22 protein-coding genes are annotated in these 21,084 nt (G+C 58.9%); 18 read left to right on the top strand and 4 right to left on the bottom strand.

The genetic code is table 11. From position 1 onward, the window contains the following. Positions 1 to 37: 37 nt before the first annotated feature. The 5 genes from accD to purF all read left to right on the top strand — a co-directional run bounded on the left by accD (position 38) and on the right by purF (position 5,259). Positions 38 to 949 (top strand): acetyl-CoA carboxylase, carboxyltransferase subunit beta, encoded by a 912-nt coding sequence (gene accD / locus C2E15_RS14625; RefSeq protein WP_104958023.1) that lies wholly within the window; start codon positions 38 to 40, stop codon positions 947 to 949. Positions 950 to 1,016: 67 nt separating this feature from the next. Continuing rightward, the gene (folC, locus tag C2E15_RS14620) at positions 1,017 to 2,291 is read left to right on the top strand and encodes a bifunctional tetrahydrofolate synthase/dihydrofolate synthase (protein ID WP_104958022.1); all 1,275 of its coding nucleotides are present in this window, start codon (positions 1,017 to 1,019) and stop codon (positions 2,289 to 2,291) included. After that, the gene (gene dedD / locus C2E15_RS14615; protein WP_104958021.1) at positions 2,281 to 3,024 is read left to right on the top strand and encodes a cell division protein DedD; all 744 of its coding nucleotides are present in this window, start codon (positions 2,281 to 2,283) and stop codon (positions 3,022 to 3,024) included. The genes folC and dedD overlap by 11 nt, the downstream gene beginning before the upstream one ends. A 195-nt stretch (positions 3,025 to 3,219) precedes the next feature. Then, positions 3,220 to 3,705 carry a colicin V production protein gene (cvpA, locus tag C2E15_RS14610; protein WP_038629924.1) on the top strand — a complete coding sequence of 162 codons (486 nt, stop codon included), beginning with the start codon at positions 3,220 to 3,222 and terminating at the stop codon, positions 3,703 to 3,705. 36 nt (positions 3,706 to 3,741) lie between these two features. Then, complete coding sequence (gene purF, locus C2E15_RS14605; protein WP_104958020.1) at positions 3,742 to 5,259, top strand: amidophosphoribosyltransferase; 1,518 nt, start codon at positions 3,742 to 3,744, stop codon at positions 5,257 to 5,259. A 974-nt stretch (positions 5,260 to 6,233) separates the two neighbouring features. Here the strand turns inward: purF and C2E15_RS14595 are convergent. Continuing rightward, a complete protein-coding gene (locus tag C2E15_RS14595) occupies positions 6,234 to 7,217 on the bottom strand; it encodes an aldo/keto reductase (protein ID WP_104958018.1) in 984 nt (327 codons plus the stop codon). A gap of 98 nt (positions 7,218 to 7,315) precedes the next feature. Between C2E15_RS14595 and C2E15_RS14590 the strand changes: the two genes are divergently transcribed. From C2E15_RS14590 to hisP, 6 genes are all read left to right on the top strand, one after another. After that, positions 7,316 to 8,212 (top strand): LysR family transcriptional regulator, encoded by an 897-nt coding sequence (locus tag C2E15_RS14590; protein WP_104959196.1) that lies wholly within the window; start codon positions 7,316 to 7,318, stop codon positions 8,210 to 8,212. A 106-nt stretch (positions 8,213 to 8,318) separates the two neighbouring features. After that, on the top strand, positions 8,319 to 8,888 hold the full coding sequence (locus tag C2E15_RS14585) for a UbiX family flavin prenyltransferase (RefSeq protein ID WP_104958017.1): 570 nt from the start codon (positions 8,319 to 8,321) through the stop codon (positions 8,886 to 8,888). A gap of 273 nt (positions 8,889 to 9,161) precedes the next feature. After that, positions 9,162 to 9,938: a lysine/arginine/ornithine ABC transporter substrate-binding protein gene (locus C2E15_RS14580; RefSeq protein ID WP_104958016.1), complete on the top strand. Its 777-nt coding sequence runs from the start codon at positions 9,162 to 9,164 to the stop codon at positions 9,936 to 9,938. 84 nt (positions 9,939 to 10,022) lie between these two features. After that, on the top strand, positions 10,023 to 10,709 hold the full coding sequence (hisQ, locus tag C2E15_RS14575; RefSeq protein WP_104958015.1) for a histidine ABC transporter permease HisQ: 687 nt from the start codon (positions 10,023 to 10,025) through the stop codon (positions 10,707 to 10,709). Continuing rightward, on the top strand, positions 10,706 to 11,422 hold the full coding sequence (locus C2E15_RS14570) for an ABC transporter permease (protein WP_104958014.1): 717 nt from the start codon (positions 10,706 to 10,708) through the stop codon (positions 11,420 to 11,422). The genes hisQ and C2E15_RS14570 overlap by 4 nt, the downstream gene beginning before the upstream one ends. 8 nt (positions 11,423 to 11,430) lie before the next feature. Further along, a complete protein-coding gene (gene hisP / locus C2E15_RS14565) occupies positions 11,431 to 12,204 on the top strand; it encodes a histidine ABC transporter ATP-binding protein HisP (RefSeq protein ID WP_104958013.1) in 774 nt (257 codons plus the stop codon). Positions 12,205 to 12,216: 12 nt separating this feature from the next. Here the strand turns inward: hisP and C2E15_RS14560 are convergent, their stop codons facing one another. After that, positions 12,217 to 13,107 carry a TIGR01777 family oxidoreductase gene (locus C2E15_RS14560; protein WP_104958012.1) on the bottom strand — a complete coding sequence of 297 codons (891 nt, stop codon included), beginning with the start codon at positions 13,105 to 13,107 and terminating at the stop codon, positions 12,217 to 12,219. Between the two features lie 168 nt (positions 13,108 to 13,275). Here C2E15_RS14560 and yfcF point away from each other — a divergent pair, with 168 nt between their 5' ends. Together yfcF and yfcD are read left to right on the top strand one after the other, a co-directional pair. Then, entirely contained in the window at positions 13,276 to 13,917 is a 642-nt protein-coding gene (yfcF, locus tag C2E15_RS14555; protein ID WP_104958011.1) for a glutathione transferase, read from the top strand. Positions 13,918 to 14,040: 123 nt separating this feature from the next. Continuing rightward, entirely contained in the window at positions 14,041 to 14,595 is a 555-nt protein-coding gene (yfcD, locus tag C2E15_RS14550) for an NUDIX hydrolase YfcD (protein ID WP_104958010.1), read from the top strand. A gap of 4 nt (positions 14,596 to 14,599) precedes the next feature. On the opposite strand, the gene C2E15_RS14545 is transcribed toward yfcD, so the two are convergent. Continuing rightward, complete coding sequence (locus C2E15_RS14545) at positions 14,600 to 15,619, bottom strand: LacI family DNA-binding transcriptional regulator (protein WP_104958009.1); 1,020 nt, start codon at positions 15,617 to 15,619, stop codon at positions 14,600 to 14,602. A gap of 234 nt (positions 15,620 to 15,853) precedes the next feature. On the opposite strand from C2E15_RS14545, the gene C2E15_RS14540 reads away from it, so the two are divergent. The 5 genes from C2E15_RS14540 (at position 15,854) to C2E15_RS14520 (ending at position 19,907) form a co-directional block, all read left to right on the top strand. Then, positions 15,854 to 16,297: a PTS sugar transporter subunit IIA gene (locus C2E15_RS14540; protein WP_104958008.1), complete on the top strand. Its 444-nt coding sequence runs from the start codon at positions 15,854 to 15,856 to the stop codon at positions 16,295 to 16,297. A gap of 79 nt (positions 16,298 to 16,376) precedes the next feature. After that, entirely contained in the window at positions 16,377 to 16,649 is a 273-nt protein-coding gene (locus C2E15_RS14535; RefSeq protein WP_104958007.1) for a PTS sugar transporter subunit IIB, read from the top strand. 93 nt (positions 16,650 to 16,742) lie between these two features. Further along, the gene (locus C2E15_RS14530; protein ID WP_104958006.1) at positions 16,743 to 18,134 is read left to right on the top strand and encodes a PTS ascorbate transporter subunit IIC; all 1,392 of its coding nucleotides are present in this window, start codon (positions 16,743 to 16,745) and stop codon (positions 18,132 to 18,134) included. Further along, the gene (locus C2E15_RS14525; protein WP_104958005.1) at positions 18,131 to 18,961 is read left to right on the top strand and encodes a transketolase; all 831 of its coding nucleotides are present in this window, start codon (positions 18,131 to 18,133) and stop codon (positions 18,959 to 18,961) included. Before C2E15_RS14530 ends, C2E15_RS14525 begins: the two co-directional genes overlap by 4 nt. Beyond that, on the top strand, positions 18,954 to 19,907 hold the full coding sequence (locus tag C2E15_RS14520) for a transketolase family protein (RefSeq protein ID WP_104958004.1): 954 nt from the start codon (positions 18,954 to 18,956) through the stop codon (positions 19,905 to 19,907). The genes C2E15_RS14525 and C2E15_RS14520 overlap by 8 nt, the downstream gene beginning before the upstream one ends. A gap of 117 nt (positions 19,908 to 20,024) precedes the next feature. Here the strand turns inward: C2E15_RS14520 and C2E15_RS14515 are convergent, their stop codons facing one another. Then, complete coding sequence (locus C2E15_RS14515) at positions 20,025 to 21,056, bottom strand: TIGR04086 family membrane protein (RefSeq protein WP_245912276.1); 1,032 nt, start codon at positions 21,054 to 21,056, stop codon at positions 20,025 to 20,027. Between the last annotated feature and the right edge of the window lie 28 nt (positions 21,057 to 21,084).

Raw genomic sequence — 21,084 nt, 5'->3', positions numbered from 1 at the left:
AAACTGGTTTCACCAGGTTCAAACAGAAAGGTCATCAATGAGCTGGATTGAACGAATTCTCAATAAAAGCACAATTACCCCGTCGCGCAGAGCAAACATTCCTGAAGGGGTGTGGACAAAATGCGACAGCTGTGGGCAGGTTCTTTACCGTGCCGAGCTGGAACGCAACCTGGAAGTGTGTCCCAAATGCGACCATCACATGCGTATGCATGCGCGTGAGCGCCTGCACAGCCTGTTAGATCAGGGCACGCTGGTGGAGCTGGGCAGCGAACTGGAGCCGAAAGATGTGCTTAAGTTCCGCGACTCCAAAAAGTATAAAGATCGTCTCGCCGCCGCGCAGAAAGAGACCGAAGAGAAAGACGCGCTGATCGTGATGAAGGGCACGCTGCACAGCATGCCGGTCGTCGCCGCCGCGTTTGAGTTCGCCTTTATGGGCGGCTCGATGGGCTCGGTCGTGGGCGCGCGTTTCGTTCGTGCCGTCGAGCAGGCGCTGGAAGACAACTGCCCGCTGATCTGCTTCTCCGCCAGCGGCGGCGCCCGTATGCAGGAAGCGCTGATGTCGCTGATGCAGATGGCGAAAACCAGCGCCGCGCTGGCAAAAATGCGCGAGCGTGGCCTGCCATATATCTCCGTGCTGACCGACCCGACTATGGGCGGCGTCTCCGCCAGTTTCGCCATGCTGGGCGATCTGAACGTGGCGGAACCGAAAGCGCTGATCGGCTTTGCCGGCCCGCGCGTTATCGAGCAGACGGTGCGCGAAAAACTGCCGCCGGGCTTCCAGCGCAGCGAATTCCTGATTGAAAAAGGCGCGATCGATATGATTATCCGCCGTCCGGAAATGCGCTTTAAACTGGCGAGCCTGCTGGCGAAGATGCAGAATCTGCCTGCGCCGCTGCAGGACAGCGAAGACCGTCCTGAGCAGCCGGAAGCGGAGAGCCACGAGGCCTGACAGATGATGGAAAGGCGTCGCACGCGACGCCTTTCGCCAATGAACCGTAACCTTGTGAACGGGATCCATGGAAAATCTTCACCTTCCTCAAGCCACGTCGCCTCTGGCCACGTGGCTTTATTATCTTGAGCGTCTGCACACGCAGGCGATCGATCTGGGACTGGCGCGTATCGAACGCGTTGCCCGCACGCTCGATCTGTTAAAACCCGCGCCTTTCGTCTTTACCGTCGCCGGCACCAACGGCAAGGGCACCACCTGCCGCACGCTGGAAACGCTGCTGATGGCCGCCGGCTATCGCGTCGGCGTCTACAGCTCGCCACATCTGCTGCGCTATACCGAACGGGTACGCGTGCAGGGCGATGAGCTGCCGGAAGCGGCGCACACCGCCAGCTTCGCCGCCATCGAGGCGGGACGCGGCGAAACCTCGCTCACCTATTTCGAATTCAGTACTCTGTCGGCGCTGCAGCTGTTTAAACAGGCGGCGCTGGATGTGGTGATTCTGGAAGTCGGTCTTGGCGGGCGCCTTGACGCCACCAATATTGTTGACGCCGACGTCGCAGTGATCACCAGCATCGCGCTGGATCACACCGACTGGCTGGGCCCGGATCGGGAGAGCATCGGCCGCGAGAAGGCGGGCGTTTTCCGCGCCGGAAAACCGGCGGTGGTCGGCGAGCCCGATATGCCGCACACCATTGCGCAGGTGGCACAAGAGAAAGGGGCTCAACTGCTGCAGCTGGGCCGCGACTGGCAGTGGCAGCCGCAGGCTAACGGCTGGCGCTTCAGTGACGGCCGCATCACGCTGGAAAATCTGCCGCTGCCGCAGGTACCGCTGCCTAACGCGGCAACGGCGCTGGCGGCGCTGAGCGCCTCCGGTCTGCAGGTCAGCGAAAGCGTGGTGCGTCAGCATCTGGATAAAGCCATTCTGCCGGGCCGTTTTCAAACCGTGGCGCAGTCGCCGCAGCTGATTCTGGACGTGGCGCATAACCCGCACGCGGCGGCTTATCTCGCCGGACGCCTGGCGCAGCTGCCGAAGCAGGGCGTGGTGCGCGCCGTGGTAGGCATGCTGCACGATAAAGATATCGCCGGCACGCTGGCCTGTCTCGCGCCGCAGGTGGATTACTGGTATCTGGCGCCGCTGGAAGGCCCGCGCGGCGCCAGCGCCGGGCAGCTGCTGGCCGAGCTGAAAACCGATCGGGCGCAGACCTTCGACTCGGTTGCCGGTGCATGGCGCATGGCGATGCAGCAGGCGGATGAGCAGGATATTGTGCTGGTGTGTGGCTCGTTCCATACGGTGGCGCACGTCATGGAAGCGATGGAAACGGAGAAGGGCAGTGGCAAGTAAGTTTCAGAACCGCTTAGTCGGCACGGTAATTCTGGTCGCCGTTGGCGTCATCGTCTTGCCGGGCCTGCTTGATGGCAAAAAAAAGCACTATAAAGAGGAGTTCGCCGCTATCCCGCTGGTGCCGAAGCCGGACGACCAGCAGGACAGCGATATGGTGCCGCCGGTGACGCAGTCGCTGCCGACGCAGCCGCCGGAAGGCGCAAGCGCGGCGATAGAGGGCGGCAACAGCCGTCCGTCGCCGTCGGCGGAGAGCGGCTCCGCCGTGCCGCAGCAGAACAGCGCGCCGACGGTAGTGACGCCGCCGCCGGTACAGTCGGCACCGCCATTGAAGCCGCGCATAGAGCAATCCCGGCCGCAGACGGTAGAAACGCCGAAACCGAAACCGAAGCCGGTAGAGCAGCCGAAGCCGAAACCGGTGGAGCAACCCAAAGCGGTAGACACGCCGAAGCCAGCGGAGCCACCTAAACCTGCGGAGCAAACCGCGCCGGCGGGGCAGGCCTACGTGGTGCAGCTCGGGGCGCTGAAAAACGCCGCGAAGGTGAATGAGATCGTAGCGCAGCTGCGTCTCTCCGGCTATCGCGCCTTTACCGTGCCTTCAACGCCGGTGCAGGGACAAATCACCCGCATCTACGTTGGCCCGGATGCGTCAAAAGCGAAAATGCAGGCGGCGGTCGGCGAGCTGAAAAGCGTTTCCGGCCTCAGCGGGGTGGTGAAACCTTACAGCGCGCGTTAAGACGCCAGCGGTTTATTGGCAGGCCAGCTCTGCGGCGTTATCGGCCGCAGGGCTGCCCCTCTCCGGCGCGCGCTGCGCTTTTTTTCTGCGTTTTTTTTATTTGTAAGGGACAGGGAAAACCCTACGCAAACGTTTTCTTTTTCTGTTAGAATGCGCCCCGAACTGGATGCAGGGGCGCTGTCGCTGGAAGAGTTCATGGTCTGGATAGATTACGTCATCATTGGGATTGTTGGTTTTTCTGCTCTTGTCAGCCTGATCCGTGGGTTTGTTCGGGAAGCTTTATCTCTTATCACCTGGGGATGCGCATTCTTTGTTGCCAGTCATTACTATCCCTTCCTTGCTGTCTGGTTCACCGGATTTAACGATCAGCTGGTGCGCAACGGCATCGCTATCGCCGTTCTGTTTATCGCCACCCTGATTGTCGGGGCGATAGTGAACTACGTGATTGGCTCGCTGGTCGAAAAAACGGGTTTGTCAGGAACGGACAGGGTACTGGGTGTCTGCTTCGGGGCGTTGCGCGGCGTGTTGATCGTTTCGGCGATGCTGTTCTTCCTCGATACGTTCACCGGCTTTTCTAAAAGCCCGGATTGGCAGCAGTCTCAGCTGATCCCTGAGTTCAGTTACATCATCAGATGGTTTTTTGACTATCTGCAAAGCACGTCGAGTTTTTTACCCCGGTAATCGCGCCGGGTGTGCGGCCAATGAGGATATGACAACATGTGCGGTATTGTCGGTATCACCGGTTTTATGCCGGTCAACCAGTCGATTTATGACGCGTTAACGGTGCTGCAGCACCGTGGGCAGGATGCCGCAGGCATTTGTACCATCGATGCGCTGAACTGTTTCCGTCTGCGCAAGGCGAACGGGCTGGTCAACGATGTGTTCGAAGCTCGCCATATGCAGCGTTTGCAGGGCAATATGGGCATCGGCCACGTGCGTTACCCTACCGCCGGGAGTTCCAGCGCCTCTGAAGCGCAGCCTTTCTACGTCAACTCCCCATACGGCATTACCCTGGCCCACAACGGCAATCTGACCAACGCGCACGAGCTGCGTAAGCAGCTGTTTGAAAGCGGTCGCCGCCATGTGAATACCACCTCCGATTCCGAAATCCTGCTGAATATCTTCGCGCAGGAGCTGGATCGCTGTCCGCATCACCCGCTGGAAGCGGATGACATTTTCGCCGCCGTCGCCGCTGTTCACCAGCAGGTGCGCGGCGCCTACGCCTGCGTGGCGATGATTATCGGCCACGGCATGGTCGCCTTCCGCGATCCTAACGGCATTCGTCCGCTGGTGATGGGCAAACGCGAACTGCCGGGCGGCCGCACCGAATATATGGTCGCCTCCGAAAGCGTCGCGCTGGATACGCTGGGCTTTGAGTTCCTGCGCGACGTCGCGCCGGGTGAAGCGGTCTATATCACGGTGAAAGGGCAGCTCTATACCCGCCAGTGCGCGGAAAACCCGCGCAACAATCCGTGCCTGTTCGAGTATGTCTATTTCGCGCGCCCCGACTCTTTCCTCGACAAGATTTCGGTCTACAGCGCCCGCGTACGTATGGGCACCAAGCTGGGCGAGAAAATCGCGCGCGAATGGGAAGACCTGGATATCGATGTGGTCATTCCGATTCCGGAAACCTCCACCGACGTGGCGTTGGAAATCGCGCGCATTCTGGATAAACCCTATCGTCAGGGCTTTGTGAAAAACCGCTACGTCGGCCGCACCTTTATCATGCCGGGCCAGCAGCTGCGCCGGAACGCGGTGCGCCGTAAGCTCAACGCCAACCGCGCCGAGTTCCGCGATAAAAACGTGCTGCTGGTGGATGATTCTATTGTGCGCGGTACCACCTCAGAGCAGATCATTGAGATGGCGCGCGAAGCGGGCGCGAAAAAGGTCTATCTGGCTTCGGCCGCGCCGGAGATTCGTTTCCCGAACGTTTACGGCATCGATATGCCGAGCGCCACTGAGCTTATCGCCCACGGGCGCGAAGTGGATGAGATTTGCCAGCTGATTAAAGCCGATGCGTTGATCTTTCAGGATCTGGACGATCTGATCGAAGCGGTGCGCGAAGAGAACCCCGATATCGTGCAGTTCGAATGCTCGGTGTTCAATGGCGTTTACGTCACCAAAGATGTCGATCAGCAATACCTGGAGTATCTGCAGTCGCTGCGTAACGATGATGCGAAAGCGATGGCGCGGCAGAACGAGGTGGAAAGCCTCGAGATGCATAACGAAGGTTAACGCCTCTGCGGGCCGGTGATCCGGCCCGCTGCTTTTCTGCCTTTTCCCTCTGTTCTCTCCCTGGCGTAATCATCATTAACCGTTATCGGGCATGCGGCTGATGCCGCTTTTCATCACGGCGGGCTGATAGTTTAGGGAAATCATTCCCTCGTAAATAATAATCCGCGTTTTCCATCCACTCTGCCCGTGAAGCTGAGCGTATTAGACGCTTTGCTGATTCGCCTAAATTCACTTTTTATTGCCTGCGGCGAAAAAGATTATCCCGTTGCCCGCCGGATAACGATATGCAATGGTAAGGCGCTGCTTTTCATCATAAGGACAGGATGTATGAGCTTAAGCCTGCCCGGGAATAACCTTTATTATCCGCCGCACGATAATCCGGCATCGGGAAAATATGAAGAGATAATTAACCCCCTTTCCGCCGGGTCGCAAATCCAGAGCGAATAGGACTTTGACAATAGCCAGATGCCAGACATCCAGCTTATCACCAGGCGCTGACGCGATTTCTACAACACTCATTGCTGGAAAGTCTGGAACATGGGTAGGTTAATAACTGAACATTTTAAAGATTTCAGAGCCCGCTCCACCTGGATAAAGGATGAAGAGGTTTCTCTGCTTCTTTCAGTTGCTGTTACTGAATGGGTGTCACTCACGCTTGCTGAAGGGGTTTGACACGGGTCTGTTGAAAAGGTGGAGCCTGAGCTTTCAGACAGAGAGACCCTTAATCATGAGTTCGCTTATCCCATACGGGCTGCCGTTGAGCTTGCTGATTATGTTGGCTGAAAAATAAATGCACGATATGAATACCGAATAGCGGCAATAGAAGAGGGGAGCGTTGGCATTTATTTTGAGGGTGATAAAGAAGGCATTAGCAGTACAGAAGATGCAGCTGTTTAGATTTTGCTGACGGCATAGACAGAGATGAGCGAGGAAATACCCCCGACGGCAGCGCAACGCTGCGCTGCCTGCCAACATTATGCATCCAGACCTTTCATACCTTCGGCAGTGTAACGCTCGCCGGCGGCGGGCAGCATCGCAGCCGCCTGGCGCAGCCGGGTTTCTTCCTGCGGCGTTAAGCTTATCGCCAGCGCGTCGCAGTTTTCCCGCAGATGAACAGGATTACAGGTACCGGGGATCGGTACGATATCGTTGCCCTGCGCCAGCAGCCAGGCGAGCGTTATCTGCGCCGGCGTGCAGGCTTTTTCCGTCGCCAGCGCGGCGATCTCATCTACCAGCAGACGATTTTGCGTCAGGTTATCTTCCTGAAAACGCGGCAGGCTGGCGCGAAAGTCGCCGGGCGCGAAGGCGGCCGATTGCTGAAAGCGGCCGGTGAGAAAGCCGCGCCCAAGGGGAGAGTAAGCCACCAGGCCCACGCCCAGCTCGCGGCAGGTGGGCAGCACCCCGTGTTCCACCTCGCGCGTCCAGAGCGAATATTCGGTCTGCACCGTCGCCACCGGATGCACCGCACAGGCGCGTTTCAGCGTCGCGGCGCTGACCTCGCACAGGCCGATACGGGCAATTTTGCCTTCCCGCACCAGCTGCGCCAGCGTCTCCATGGTCTCTTCTATCGGTCTGGCAGCGTCAATGCGGTGAACATAGTAGAGATCGATCTGTTCTACGCCCAGCCTGCGCAGCGACGCTTCACAGCTGCGGCGCGTATAGTCGACGCTGTTGTCGATGCCCCGGCGATACTCACCCGGCTGCCGTACGATGCCGAACTTGGTGGCAATGGTAACCGAAGGCTGACGCGTTTTGATAAAACGGCCCAACAGCTCCTCATTATGGTAAGGGCCATACATATCGGCGGTATCGAAAAAGTTAATCCCGCTTGCCAGCGCCTGATCCAGCGCCCGCAGCGAAGCGTCATCGTCACGCGGCCCATAAAATTCGCTCATCCCCATGCAGCCAAGGCCCAGCGCGGAAACCTGCAGATCCTGTGTTAGCGTTCGTTGTTGCATTTTTACCCCCTCCGTTAAGTTGAAAACAGTATCTTCTGTCCTGAAACGGGAAAGTAGCGCTAGAATCGGAACCCTGTTTTCCATTTTTGAAAAATGCCATGTCACTATTGGTTCACTGGGACGACGCGCGTGTTTTTCTGGCGGTGGCGCGCTGCGGCACCCTGAGCGGCGCGGCAGAAACGCTCAAAATCGGTATCGCCACGCTGTCTCGCCGTCTGGATCGGCTTGAAGCCGCGCTCGGCGTGCCGCTGTTTACGCGCCATCAAACCGGCTATCGTTTGACTGATGACGGTGAGGCGCTGTTGGATCGCGCCGAAAGGCTGGAGCTGGCGGGTATGGACTTCTTTGAAGCGCCGGACGCGGAACGCGGCGTGACGGGGCGAGTGCGTCTGGCGACGGCGGAAAACCTCGCTAATCCGCTGATAGTGCCTTCACTCGGCGCCCTGTTCGCGCAGCATCCGGCGCTGCAGGTCGAGGTTGTGAGCGGGCTCAATACAGTCAACCTGCACCGGCGCGACGCCGATCTGGCGGTAAGAATGGTACGTCCCGAGGCGGGCAACCTGACGATAAAGCGGCTGGGCACGCTGGGTTTCGGGCTATACGGCTCGGCGGGCTATCTCGCCGCCCGTCGCGTCGGCGAGACGGGCACGCCCTTTGAGCATGATGATTTTATCGGCTGGGCGGAAACCCATCACCATTTGCCGGCGGCCAAATGGACGCTGCGCATTCTGCGCGGCCGTCCCTGCCGGCTGGAGACCAATACGCTCTCGGCGCAGCTCGCGGCGGCGACGGCGGGGATGGGGCTGGCGGTGCTGCCCCATTTTCTGGCGCGTCAGGCGGGGCTGGTCTGTCTGATGACCGGGCTGGGCGTCGAACAGCCGATCTGGCTGGCGATGCAGGCGGATTTAGCTCATTCGTGGCGGGTAAGGGTCGTAGCAGATCACCTTATCGACCTGTTCAGCGCGCAGGCAGCGATACTCAGGGGCGAGGCGTAGCCCGTCCGGCAGCGGCGCTGCCGCTGCGGGCCGCCAACGGCGTGAGGTTGTATTCTCTCGTCCGCACGTTCAAAATTACCCTTCCACGAATAATAAAGGCTTTACCATGAAAAGAGTGATCGTCGGCATCTCCGGCGCCAGCGGCGTGATTTATGGCATTCGGATGCTGCAGCTGCTGCAGCCGCTGCCGGAGATTGAAACGCACCTGGTGATGAGTAACGCCGCGCGCCAGACGCTGGCGCTGGAGACGGATTATACCCTGCGTGAAGTGCAGGGCTTTGCCGATGTGGTGCATGACGTGCGTGATATCGCCGCCAGCATTTCGTCCGGTTCGTTTCATACTGTCGGTATGGCAATTCTGCCCTGTTCGATGAAGACCCTCTCCGGTATCGTCAACAGCTATAGCGACGGGCTGCTGACGCGCGCCGCCGATGTGGTGCTGAAAGAGCGGCGTCGGCTGGTATTGTGCGTGCGTGAAACGCCGCTGCACCTTGGCCATTTGCGTCTGATGACCACGGCCGCCGAACTGGGCGCGGTGGTGATGCCGCCGGTGCCCGCCTTCTACCATCGCCCACAGTCGATTATGGAGATTGTTGACCAGACGCTGAACCGGGTGCTGGATCAGTTCGATATCACCCTGCCGAACGATCTCTTCACGCGCTGGCAGGGGGCATAAGTCACATTAACTGTTCCGTTTTGGTGCATTAATTCGGTGTGGATCACTATTCGTGCATCGCATGCACCAAAACGTAACAATATCGCTTTTTCCTCTTATCAAGCCTGCTATATTTCCTTCACAAACGAGCTGCTTACGCCAGTTTAACGGCCCACGTTAAGGCCCTGAGCCTGTCACGTCGCCGCTGCCCGATCTGGCATGAAAAGTGCAATTTCCTGAACGCAAACCTGTCACGCATCGCATAACAATAAGCTCTTCACTTGAGGATAAACCATGAAAAAGCGAGTTCTGGCTCTCTCTTTGCTGCTGGCTTTCTCCAGCGTCGCCAGCGCTGCGGTACCGAAAACGCTACGCATCGGCAACGATCCCACCTATCCGCCGTTTGAATCGAAAAATGCGCAGGGCCAGCTGGTGGGCTTCGATATCGATCTGGCTAACGAAATCTGTAAGCGCCTCGCCGCGCAGTGTAGCTATGTGGAGAGCGATTTCGATGCGCTGATCCCTTCGCTGAAGGCGAAGAAAATTGATTTTATTATCTCCTCGCTCTCTATCACCGAAAAACGCCAGCAGGAGATCGCCTTCTCCGAGAAACTTTACGCCGCCAACGCGCGTTTAGTGGCGCCGAAAGGATCCAAACTGGCGCCGACGCCGGAATCGCTGCGCGGCAAAAATATCGGCCTGTTACAGGGCACCACGCAGGAAACTTACGCCAACCAGTACTGGCGTCCGAAAGGGGTGACGGTAACGCCTTATGCCAACCAGGATCTGGTTTACCAGGATCTGAGCGCAGGCCGTATCGATGCCGCCTTCCAGGATGAAGTGCAGGCGAGCGAAGGTTTCCTCAAGCAGCCGGTAGGCAAAGATTACGCCTTTGCCGGCCCGGCGGTAAAAGATGACAAGATCTTTGGGGTCGGCACCGGCATCGGGCTGCGCAAAGATGATGCTGAACTAAAAGCGGCTATCGACAAGGCTTTCGCCGAGATGCGCAAAGATGGCACCTACGACCGCATTGCGAAAAAATATTTCAATTTTAATGTCTATGGCGATTAAGCCTTAATCTTCGTTGTTCGTTATATCGCCGCCCCGCGTTGAGGGGCGGCGTTTTGTCCGTGTTGTTACGCCGGGATTTCATGCATGCTGTATGGCTATTCTGAAGTTATCTTTCGCGGGGCGCTGGTCACGCTGGAGCTGGCGCTCAGCTCGGTGCTGCTCGCGCTGATCCTCGGCCTGCTGGGCGCGGGCGCCCGGCTTTCCTCTTCTCGTCCGCTGGCGCTGCTGTCGGAAGCTTATACCACCCTGATCCGCGGCGTGCCCGACCTGGTGCTGATGCTGCTGATTTTTTACGGCCTGCAGATCGTCCTCAACCAGATCACCGAAACGCTGGGCATCGCGCAGTTCGATATCGATCCGATGGTAGCGGGCATTATCACCCTCGGTTTTATCTACGGCGCCTACTTCACCGAAACCTTTCGCGGCGCCTTTATGGCGGTGCCGAAAGGGCAGATCGAAGCAGCCACCGCTTTCGGCTTTACCGGTTCGCAGGTGTTCCGCCGCATTCTTTTCCCCGCCATGATGCGTTTCGCCCTGCCGGGCATCGGCAATAACTGGCAGGTGGTGCTGAAGGCGACGGCGCTGGTTTCGCTGCTGGGGCTGGAAGATGTGGTGAAAGCTACCCAGCTGGCCGGAAAAAGCACCTGGCAGCCGTTCTGGTTCGCAGTGGTCGCCGGCATTATCTATCTGCTGTTCACCACGCTGTCGAGCGGCGTGCTGTGGTGGCTGGAGCGTCGCTACTCTGTTGGGGTGAAAAAGGCCGAGCTATGATCGATATCATTCATGAGTACTGGAAAGCGCTGCTCTGGACCGACGGCTACCGCTTTACCGGCGTGGCGATCACGCTGTGGCTGTTGATCCTCTCTGTGGCGGTGGGCGGCTGCCTGGCGATTCTGCTGGCGATCGCGCGCGTATCGTCGATTCGCGCCGTCAGCGCCCCGGTCTGGCTGTTTACCTGGGTGTTTCGCGGCACGCCGCTCTACGTGCAGCTGCTGATCATCTACTCCGGCATGTATACGCTGGAAGTGGTGAAAGGCTCGGAGTTGCTGAGCGCCTTTTTCCGCAGTGGCCTGAACTGTACGCTGCTGGCGTTTACCCTTAACACCTGCGCCTATACCACTGAGATTTTTGCCGGCGCCATCCGCGCGGTGCCGCATGGCGAAATCGAGGCGGCGCGCGCCTACGGTTTCTCCACCTTTAAGCTCTGGCGCTGCATTATTCTGCCTGCCGCGCTGCGTATCGCGCTGCCCGCCTACAGCAACGAAGTGATTTTGATGCTGCACTCGACGGCGCTCGCCTTTACCGCCACCGTGCCGGATCTGCTGAAAATCGCGCGCGATATCAACGCGGCGACCTATCAGCCCTTTATCGCGTTCGGCATCGCGGCGCTGCTCTACCTGATTATCTCTTACGTGTTGATTAGCCTGTTCCGCAAGGCGGAAGCGCGCTTTCTGGCGCATATCAAACCTTCATCGTCCCACTGAGTATCACTATGGCTGAAAATAAACTGAACGTGACCGAGCTGCACAAGCGCTATGGCGAGCATGAGGTGTTGAAGGGCGTATCGCTGCGGGCAAACGCCGGCGATGTGATTACCATTATCGGCTCGTCCGGCTCCGGTAAAAGCACCTTTCTGCGCTGCATTAACTTTCTTGAGAAACCGAGCGAAGGATCGATTGCAGTGAATAATCAGGCGATCGGCCTGGTGCGCGACAAAGATGGCCAGCTGAAGGTGGCGGACAAAGAGCAGCTGCGCCTGCTGCGCACGCGGCTGACCATGGTGTTTCAGCACTTCAATCTCTGGAGTCATATGACGGTGCTGGAGAACGTGATGGAGGCGCCGATTCAGGTGCTGGGGCTGGGCAAGGCGGAGGCACGCGAGCGGGCGCTGCGCTATCTCAACAAAGTGGGTATCGACGAGCGCGCCTGCGCCAAATATCCGGTACATCTGTCGGGCGGCCAGCAGCAGCGCGTCTCCATCGCCCGCGCGCTGGCGATGGAGCCGGATGTGCTGCTGTTCGATGAGCCGACGTCGGCGCTCGATCCCGAACTGGTAGGCGAAGTGCTGCGCATTATGCAGAAGCTGGCGGAAGAGGGGAAAACCATGGTGGTGGTGACCCATGAGATGGAGTTCGCCCGTCACGTCTCCAGCCACGTCATTTTCCTGCATCAGGGGAAGATCGAAGAAGAGGGGCCGCCGGACGCCCTGTTTCTGCAGCCGAAAAGCGCGCGGCTGCAGCAGTTTTTATCCGGCGCGCTGAAATAGGCGGCAGGCACGCTACAGCACGTCAGCCAGCGTGGTTTGCAGATCGTACCAGCGGAAGTGGAAGCCCGACGCCTCCAGCCGTCTGGGCAGTACGTGCTGGCCGCCCAGCACCAGCACCGCCGATTCGCCCATCAGCAGCCTGATCGCCATGGCCGGCGTGCGCACCAGCGAGGGGCGATGCATCGCTTTCCCCAGCGTGGCGGCGAACTGTTCGTTACGCACCGCATAAGGAGAAACCATATTGAACGGGCCGCTCAGGTTGTGATCCAGCAGCCAGAGAATGCCCTCCAGCATATCGTCGATATGGATCCAGGGCATATATTGTCGGCCGCTGCCGAGCGGGCCGCCGACGCCCAGCATAAACGGCTTTTTCATCTGCGTCAGCGCGCCGCCCTGTTTCGCCAGCACCACGCCGGTGCGCAACAGGCAGACGCGGGTGCGATCGCTGGCGGCGGCCAGCGCCAGCGTTTCCCAGCGCTGGCACAGCTGGTGGGTAAATTCGTCGTGGCCCTCGTCCTCTTCCGTCAGCACCGCTTCGCCGCTGTCGCCGTAGTAGCCGGTCGCCGAGCCGGAGATCAGCACGGCGGGTGGCGCACTGCTGGCGTTGATCAGCGAGGCGAGCCGTTCGGTGATCTGCCAGCGGCTTTCGCACAGCAGCTGCTTATGTTGCGGCGTCCAGCGCTTCGCCGCGATCGGCTCGCCAGCCAGGTTGATCACCGCGTCGATGCCGTTTAAATCACGCTGCTGGTCAAGGCCGGACCAGATGCTGACCTGCGATCCTAACCGTTCGCGCGCCGCCTCGACGTTGCGCGATACTACGCTGACGCGATCGCCGCGTGCCAGCAGGCGCGCCACCAGATGACGCCCAATCAGGCCGGTGCCGCCGGTAATCAGAATTTGCATGCGAAGCCCTATGTCTGTGTTATTGCTCTCTATTCAGCATAGAAGAGAACCCCGATAAGGGTGATATTATCAACGTCGCAGTGGCTAATCCCAGGCGTTTCCGCTAAACAGAAAGCGGCGGCGATCGGTTTCCCCGATGACCATTTCATGTAAAGGAGTATCGACATTATGCCCTTGCCCAAAATAACGCTGTGGACAGACGCGGAGTTTTACAGCCCCTATGCGATGTCTGTGTATGTCGCGCTGCGTGAAAAGGGGTTGCCGTTTACGCTGCAGCCGGTCGACCTTGCGCAGCAACAGCAGCAGACGGAGGCATACGCGGCGCTGTCGCTGACCCGTCGCGTGCCGACCCTCGCGGTGGATGAGATGCGGCTGAGCGAATCGTCGGCGATCGCTGAATATCTGGAAGAGCGCTTCCCGGCGCCCGATTTTGAGCGTCTTTATCCGCACGACAGGGAAAAACGCGCACGGGCGCGCGAGCTGCAGGCCTGGCTGCGCAGCGATTTTCTGCCGATCAGGCAGCAGCGTCCCACTGAAGTGCTGTTCGCCGGAAAAAAATATTCGCCGCTGACGGAAGACGCCCGTCGCAGCGCCGCTAAACTGATTGAAGGCGCCCAGCGTCTGCTGAGCGGAGGGCAACAAAATCTGTTTGGCGAGTGGTCGATCGCGGATACCGATTTGGCAGTGATGCTCAATCGCCTTGCGCTACACGGCGACGCGCTGCCCGACAGCCTGGCGGAGTACGCCTGGTTCCAGTGGCAGCGCGCTTCTGTTCAGCTCTGGCTGGGCGAATCAGGCAAAAACGGCTAACCGTACGACTTCTGTATTGCGTCCGGCTCACGAAGCCTTTAATTTATGGCGGTTTGCGTCAACGTAACGCGAAACCTGTGGCATTTCATCGCGCAATTCGCGCCAGAACGAAAAGGATTACTGATGGTGGAGCATAGTCAGGATGCCGGCACTGAATGGGTAGACATCGTTAGCGAAGATAACGAGGTTATCGCTCAGTCCAGCCGCGCCCAGATGCGGGCACAACGTTTGCGTCATCGCGCTACCTACATCGTGGTGCATGACGGCATGGGTAAGATTCTGGTGCAGCGCCGTACCGAAAGTAAGGATTTCCTGCCCGGCATGCTGGATGCCACCGCAGGCGGCGTGGTGCAGAGTGGGGAGGCGATTCTGGATTCCGCGCGGCGGGAAGCGGAAGAGGAACTGGGAATTGCCGCCGTGCCTTTCGCCGAGCATGGCCAGTTCTATTTTGAGGATGAGCATTGCCGCGTCTGGGGCGGGCTGTTCAGCTGCGTGTCGCACGGCCCGTTCGCCATGCAGCCGGAAGAGGTGGATGAGGTGTTCTGGCTAACGCCGGAGGAGATCACTGCCCGCTGCGACGAGTTCACGCCCGATTCGCTGAAGGCGCTCTCGTTGTGGATGAGCCGCAACGCCAAGAACGAACCGGCGAAACAGAAAAAGCCGGAGGAGACGGAGTAAAGTCTCAGCAGCTGTCCCGCAAACAGAGGCTGGAGACGATCGGCTTGCGATCGCTCCAGTCTCCGCCATTCAGTCGCGCCAGCAGCGCGCGTCCGGCTTCGATACCGATCTTCCGGTGCGGCACCGCCATTGTGGTTAGCGGCGGCTGACACACCCGGCTGACGTCGCTGTCGCCGAATCCCACCACCGCCAGCTCGTCCGGCACCTTAATCCGCCTGCGCTGACACTCATACAGCGCGCCGCACGCCAGCTCGTCGGAGACGCAGACCAGCGCATCCAGCTCGGGCCACGCCAGCAGAAACTCCGGCAGCTGCGATGCGCCGGTAGAGAAGGTAGGCGGCAGGGCGGCGTTGATCACCCGGTTCGGCGACAAATGGTGGCGCAGCATGGCCCGGTACCAGCCCTGCAGATGCTGCTGGAAAATCCACTGCTCCTGGTTGGCGCACAGCAGGCCAATATTTTCATAGCCGCGTTGGATCACCATCTCGGTGAGTTCATACATCGCGGCGCTATTGTCGATGCCGATATTCATATCAAGCGGATCGGCGCGCATCGCGCCCATCTCCATCACCGGAATCGAGGCGTTTTGCAGCCAGTGGCGCACGGTATCGCTGTGTTCAACACTCAGCAAGATGGCGGCGGCGATATTGGAGGCGAGCAGCGTTTCCAGCAGCTTCTCTTCCTGCTCCAGCCGATGCTGCGACTCCGCCAGCATAATCTGATAGCCGGCGGGCTGCAGCACCTGCTGAAGGCCGGCGAACATGTCGGAACAGCCCGCTTCGGCGAGATTTGGCACCACCATGGCGATGGTCCATGAAGAAGCCGAGGCCAGCGCGCTGGCGGCAAGGTTAGGCATATAGCCCAGTTCACGCACCGCCGCTTCGATTTTTTCCCGCAGCTTATCAGAAACCTGTTCAGGCGTGCGCAGCGCACGGGAAACGGTCATGGTGCCTACGCCGGCAAGCTGCGCGACATCGGCAATCGTCACCTTACCGGTACTACGTCGTTTTCGGGTTAGAGACATACACTTTCCTGCAGACCAGACGCGGATTGTCTTCCTTCGCGTTACGAGTCAGGGAGTATACGCCCTAACTTCCTTTTTTTTCTGTGAATTCACCCGGTGATTGAAATTTGATAGCGCTATCACAATTCTGCATCTTGCCTGTTGGTAGCGCTATCTTTGCAGTTGAGATCACGGTTAGTCGCCGGTTTCTTGCATAAAGTTTGCTCACCTTAGGCAACATGGCGGGAGAGAAGCGTGCTTAACAACTGGCTGAATGATGCCACCCTCATGCGGCGCGACAGCGTGGAGACATGGCCACAGGCGCTGGAACTCTGCGCCGGGCCGCTGCTGGCGTCAGAGGTAATTACCCCCGACTACGTGACGGCGATTGTCGATCAGCATCGCCGGCTGGGACCTTACTATGTGCTGGCGCCGGGCCTGGCGATGCCCCACGCGCGGCCTGAAGAGGGGGCGAAAGGGCCTGGGCTGTCGCTGCTGAAGCTGGATCGCGGCGTCGCCTTCGGCGCCGGGGCGTTCGATCCGGTGGATATTATCGTGATGCTCGCCGCGCCCGATAAACACAGCCATATCGAAATGATCGCCGCGCTGGCGGCGTTATTTTCCAGCGATGAGGATATGCAGCAATTGCATCAGGCGAGAACCTTAGAGGAGATAAAAACCATTATCGCGCGCTTCTGAATTAATTTCGCAAACCTGTTTTCGGCACATTACGCCCTGGCGTGATGCGGATGCTCTCTGTTTAAAAAAGGTGACGGCAATGAAAATTATGGCGATTTGCGGCTCCGGCCTGGGCAGCAGTTTTATGGTCGAAATGAACATTAAAAAGGTGCTGAAAAAGCTGGAGAGGGAGGCGGAGGTTGAACATTCCGATCTCTCTTCGGCCACGCCCGGCGCGGCGGATCTCTTCGTAATGGCGAAAGATATCGCCGCCAGCGCCAGCGTGCCGGCCAGCCAGCTGGTGGTGATCAATAACATCATCGACATCAATGAACTGGAAACGCAGCTGCGCGCCTGGTTCGACCAACACTAACCCGTCATCGGTGCTGCGCCGGGACGGCCGCTGAACGCCTCTCCGGCCGTCGCAAAGCAGCATAACAAATGACGCCTCTGCGGTGAGGTGGCTATGTTTATTTTTGAAACGCTGAATTTTGTGGTGGATATTCTTAAAGTGCCCTCGGTGCTGGTCGGCTTAATCGCCTTAATTGGCCTGGTCGCCCAGAAAAAAGCGTTTTCGGACGTGGTGAAAGGCACCATTAAAACCATTCTTGGCTTTATTGTGCTGGGCGGCGGCGCAACGGTACTGGTCGGATCGCTGAATCCGCTCGGCGGCATGTTTGAACACGCCTTTAATATTCAGGGGATCATTCCTAATAACGAAGCGATTGTCTCGATTGCGCTGGAAAAATATGGCGCCTCTACCGCGCTGATCATGGCGTTCGGCATGGTGGCGAATATTATTGTCGCCCGCTTTACGCGCCTGAAATATATTTTCCTCACCGGGCATCACACCTTTTATATGGCCTGCATGATCGGCGTCATTCTCTCCGTTGCCGGCTTTACGGGGGTAAGTTTGGTGTTTACCGGCTCGCTGATCCTGGGGCTGGTGATGGCCTTCTTTCCGGCGCTGGCGCAGCGTTATATGAAGCGCATCACCGGCACGGACGATATCGCCTTCGGCCACTTCGGCACGCTGGGTTACGTGCTGGCCGGCTGGATCGGCAGCCGATGCGGCAAGGGTTCGCGCTCTACCGAAGAGATGAACCTGCCGAAAAACCTTAGCTTCCTGCGCGACAGCTCGATCTCCATCTCCCTGACCATGATGATTATCTATTTGATCATGGCGGTCAGCGCCGGACGCGCGTATGTCGAAAGCGCCTTCAGCGGCGGCCAGCACTATCTGGTCTACGCCATCATCATGGCGATCACCTTCGCGGCCGGGGTGTTTATCATCCTGCAGGGCGTGCGCCTGATACTGGCGGAAATCGTGCCGGCGTTTACCGGCTTCTCAGAAAAGCTGGTGCCGAATGCGCGTCCCGCGCTCGATTGCCCGGTGGTCTATCCCTATGCCCCAAACGCGGTACTGATCGGCTTTCTGTTCAGCTTTCTCGGTGGTCTGGTGGGGCTGTTTCTGCTGGGACAGATGGCTCTGGTGTTGATCCTGCCCGGCGTGGTGCCGCATTTCTTTACCGGCGCCACCGCGGGCGTATTTGGCAACGCGACCGGCGGACGGCGCGGCGCGATGATTGGCGCCTTCGCCAACGGCCTGTTGATCACTTTCCTGCCGGTGCTGCTGCTGCCGGTGCTGGGGGCGATCGGCTTTGCCAATACCACCTTCTCCGACGCTGACTTCGGCGTTATCGGCATTGTGCTGGGCAATTTAGCGCGTTACCTGTCGCCGCTGGCGATTACCGGGCTGGTTATGGCGCTGTTCGCGCTGCTGGTGGCCTACAACCTCTTCGCAAAAAGCAAAACTGCGGCTGGCGGGGCGCAGGAAAATACCGGAGTCAAACCATGAATGTAAAAGATGTCACCCGGCTGGCGCGCGAAATCCGCCTCGCCACCCTTAAATCGCTCACGCAGCTGGGCTTCGGCCATTACGGCGGCAGCATGTCGGTGGTGGAAACGCTGGCGGTGCTGTATGGCGCCGTGATGAAAATCGACCCGGCCGATCCAGACTGGCCGGAGCGCGACTACTTTGTGCTGTCAAAAGGGCACGCCGGCCCGGCGCTCTACAGCACGCTGGCGATCAAGGGCTACTTTCCGCTGGCGGAGCTGAATACGCTGAACCAGAACGGCACGCGCCTGCCGAGCCACCCGGACCGGCTGAAAACCCGCGGTGTGGACGCCACCACCGGCTCGCTGGGACAGGGGATCTCCATCGCTGGCGGCATGGCGCTGTCACACCGGCTGGCGGGGCGGCCGAACCGGGTGTTCTGCATTGTCGGCGACGGCGAGCTTAACGAGGGGCAGTGCTGGGAGGCGTTTCAGTTTATCGCCCATCACCGGCTGAATAACCTGACGATCTTCGTCGACTGGAACAAACAGCAGCTCGACGGTGAGCTGGATGAGATCATCTGCGCCTTCGATCTCGAAGGGAAATTCCGCGCCTTCGGCTTCGATGCCGTCACCGTCAGGGGGGACGACATCGCCGGGCTGCTGGCGGCGGTGCAGCCGACGCCGCCCAGAGAGGCAAGGCCGCGCGTGGTGATCCTCGATAGCGTAAAAGGGCAGGGCGTGCCCTATCTGGAGCAGTTAAGCAATTCCCACCACCTGCGTCTGACCGATGAGATGAGAGAGGCGCTTAACGACACCATTCGTCAGCTGGAGGCCGCCCATGATTAAGGTCGCACCTGTAGGACAACAAGACGCGATGGAGATGCGCAAGGTCTATGCCGGCTTCGTGGCGCAGCAGATTGAGGCGGGAAGCCCGATTATCGCGCTGGAGGCGGATCTGATGAGTTCAATGGCGATGGACGGCGTGGCGCGCGACTATCCGCAGCATGTAATTAACTGCGGCATTATGGAGGCCAACGTCATCGGCACCGCCGCCGGGCTGGCGCTGACCGGACGCAGGCCGTTTGTGCATACCTTCACCGCCTTTGCCAGCCGCCGCTGCTTTGACCAGCTGTTTATGGCGCTGGACTACCAGCGCAACAACGTCAAAGTGATCGCTTCCGATGCGGGCGTTACCGCCTGCCATAACGGCGGCACCCATATGTCGTTTGAGGATATGGGCATCGTGCGCGGGCTGGCGCACGCGGTGGTGCTGGAGGCGACCGATGCGGTGATGTTCAGGGATCTGCTGCATCAGCTTATCGATCTTGACGGTTTTTACTGGGTTCGCACCATTCGTAAGCAGGCGCCGAGTATTTACGCGCCAGGCTCTGATTTTACCATTGGCAAAGGCAACCTGCTGCGCGACGGCGAAGATATCACCCTAATAGCCAACGGCATTATGGTGGCGGAAGCGCTGGCGGCGGCGCGCCAGCTGGAGCGCGAGGGCGTCAGCGCGGCGGTGATCGATATGTTTACCCTGAAGCCGGTGGATCGCGCGCTGATCGCGCGCTACGGAGCCAAAACCGGGCGTATCGTCACCTGTGAAAACCACAGCATTCATAACGGCCTGGGCTCAGCGGTGGCGGAGGTACTGGCAGAAAGCTGTCCGACGCCGATGCGCCGCGTCGGCGTGAAAGAGCGTTACGGCCAGGTCGGCACACAGGATTTTTTGCAGCGGGAGTATGGCCTGACGGCGCACGATATCGTCATCGCGGCGCGGGAGTTACTGTAAGCGGCGCAGGGCATATCGCAGGTCAAAGGCCGGCCGCACGCAAAAAGAAGGCGACCCGCAGGTCGCCTTATCTTACTGAGGCCGCCTCCCGCAGAGGCGGCTTACTGACGAAAGGTGTTAGTCACGTTTGGTCGGACGCTGATGGCTCAGCACCTGACGCGGTTGCGTACGACGACCAACCATACCCATCACACCGGCCAGGATCGCTTCGATAATCATCATAAAGAAGGCGAACCAGCTGGCTTTTGCGGTCGCAGCAGCGGCTTTATCAGCGGCTTCGCGCGCTTTTTGCTCCGCCTGCTGTTTCAGCTCGTTATATTTCTGACGCGCCTGCTGATAGCTTTTTTCTGTCTGAGCAACAATCTGCTCCGCTTCGGCATCGGTTTTACCGGTGCGCGCTTTAATAATGTTTTTCAGCGCGTCGCGGTCAGCAGCCTGCAGGGTATCCTGATTGCTGTTAATTAAGCCTTTCACCCAGTTGGTAATATCGGTATCGGCGTTTTGCGGATTATTAGCGGTAGACTGCGCCTGATTCTGCGCGCTGTTTGCCGCATTCTGCGCATCATTTTGCAGGTTTTCCGGCTGCAGTTCTGGTTTACCGGTCTGACGCAGCGTGGTTTCCAGTTCATTCTGCAAATCGTTCAGGTTGATGCCGCTTTCCTGCAGCTTATCCTGCGCCATTTGCGTCGCTTTTGGCGCAACGGCAGAAATCGTGCTGCCCATGGCATTTAAACCAGCACCCATCACGTTCATCGCGCCGCTCATGGTGTAGTTGACCAGCGTCACTGCCAGCCAGACGCTGAACAGCGTGTTAACGCCGAACATTAACAGACCGTGCAGCATGCCTTCACGTTGTGCCAGACGGCCGCTGACCCAGGCGCCGACGGCGATGGAAATCAGCATACTGATGCCGGTCCAGATTGCCGCGCCGGTGCCGATGCCATCCAGCGGATTTTGCTCATGCAGCGGATCGATACTGGATGTGCCAACGGCGGTGCCCAGTAAGGTCAATAACAGGTGGATCACCACGGAACTGATAACGCCAGCAAAGATAGCGCTCCATGAAATGCGCTTCAGCGGTACACCATTCACTGAGTCCACCCAGGCTGCGTCGTGCCGGTTGCGGAGATGTTCAGGATGTTCACTCATAATATTTACTCCCTATCCTTATCTTTTA

Origin of the sequence: Mixta gaviniae (genome assembly GCF_002953195.1) — a bacterium.
In the GTDB taxonomy this organism is placed as follows: Bacteria; Pseudomonadota; Gammaproteobacteria; order Enterobacterales; family Enterobacteriaceae; genus Mixta; species Mixta gaviniae.
The sequence above is the reverse complement of the archived record's forward strand: the minus strand, read 5'-3'. Positions and strand labels throughout refer to the sequence as shown.

Excerpts from the sequence above, each read along its gene's own strand:
- C2E15_RS14570 (WP_104958014.1), top strand. The coding sequence starts at position 10,706 with ATGATCGATATCATTCATGAGTACTGGAAAGCGCTGCTCTGGACCGAC.
- cvpA (WP_038629924.1), top strand. The coding sequence starts at position 3,220 with ATGGTCTGGATAGATTACGTCATCATTGGGATTGTTGGTTTTTCTGCT.
- folC (WP_104958022.1), top strand. The coding sequence starts at position 1,017 with ATGGAAAATCTTCACCTTCCTCAAGCCACGTCGCCTCTGGCCACGTGG.
- yfcF (WP_104958011.1), top strand. The coding sequence starts at position 13,276 with ATGCCCTTGCCCAAAATAACGCTGTGGACAGACGCGGAGTTTTACAGC.
- C2E15_RS14515 (WP_245912276.1), bottom strand. The coding sequence starts at position 21,056 with ATGAGTGAACATCCTGAACATCTCCGCAACCGGCACGACGCAGCCTGG.
- C2E15_RS14545 (WP_104958009.1), bottom strand. The coding sequence starts at position 15,619 with ATGTCTCTAACCCGAAAACGACGTAGTACCGGTAAGGTGACGATTGCC.
- C2E15_RS14525 (WP_104958005.1), top strand. The coding sequence starts at position 18,131 with ATGAATGTAAAAGATGTCACCCGGCTGGCGCGCGAAATCCGCCTCGCC.
- yfcD (WP_104958010.1), top strand. The coding sequence starts at position 14,041 with ATGGTGGAGCATAGTCAGGATGCCGGCACTGAATGGGTAGACATCGTT.
- purF (WP_104958020.1), top strand. The coding sequence starts at position 3,742 with ATGTGCGGTATTGTCGGTATCACCGGTTTTATGCCGGTCAACCAGTCG.
- hisQ (WP_104958015.1), top strand. The coding sequence starts at position 10,023 with ATGCTGTATGGCTATTCTGAAGTTATCTTTCGCGGGGCGCTGGTCACG.
- C2E15_RS14560 (WP_104958012.1), bottom strand. The coding sequence starts at position 13,107 with ATGCAAATTCTGATTACCGGCGGCACCGGCCTGATTGGGCGTCATCTG.
- C2E15_RS14530 (WP_104958006.1), top strand. The coding sequence starts at position 16,743 with ATGTTTATTTTTGAAACGCTGAATTTTGTGGTGGATATTCTTAAAGTG.
- hisP (WP_104958013.1), top strand. The coding sequence starts at position 11,431 with ATGGCTGAAAATAAACTGAACGTGACCGAGCTGCACAAGCGCTATGGC.
- C2E15_RS14585 (WP_104958017.1), top strand. The coding sequence starts at position 8,319 with ATGAAAAGAGTGATCGTCGGCATCTCCGGCGCCAGCGGCGTGATTTAT.
- C2E15_RS14595 (WP_104958018.1), bottom strand. The coding sequence starts at position 7,217 with ATGCAACAACGAACGCTAACACAGGATCTGCAGGTTTCCGCGCTGGGC.
- C2E15_RS14580 (WP_104958016.1), top strand. The coding sequence starts at position 9,162 with ATGAAAAAGCGAGTTCTGGCTCTCTCTTTGCTGCTGGCTTTCTCCAGC.
- C2E15_RS14590 (WP_104959196.1), top strand. The coding sequence starts at position 7,316 with ATGTCACTATTGGTTCACTGGGACGACGCGCGTGTTTTTCTGGCGGTG.
- C2E15_RS14520 (WP_104958004.1), top strand. The coding sequence starts at position 18,954 with ATGATTAAGGTCGCACCTGTAGGACAACAAGACGCGATGGAGATGCGC.
- C2E15_RS14535 (WP_104958007.1), top strand. The coding sequence starts at position 16,377 with ATGAAAATTATGGCGATTTGCGGCTCCGGCCTGGGCAGCAGTTTTATG.
- accD (WP_104958023.1), top strand. The coding sequence starts at position 38 with ATGAGCTGGATTGAACGAATTCTCAATAAAAGCACAATTACCCCGTCG.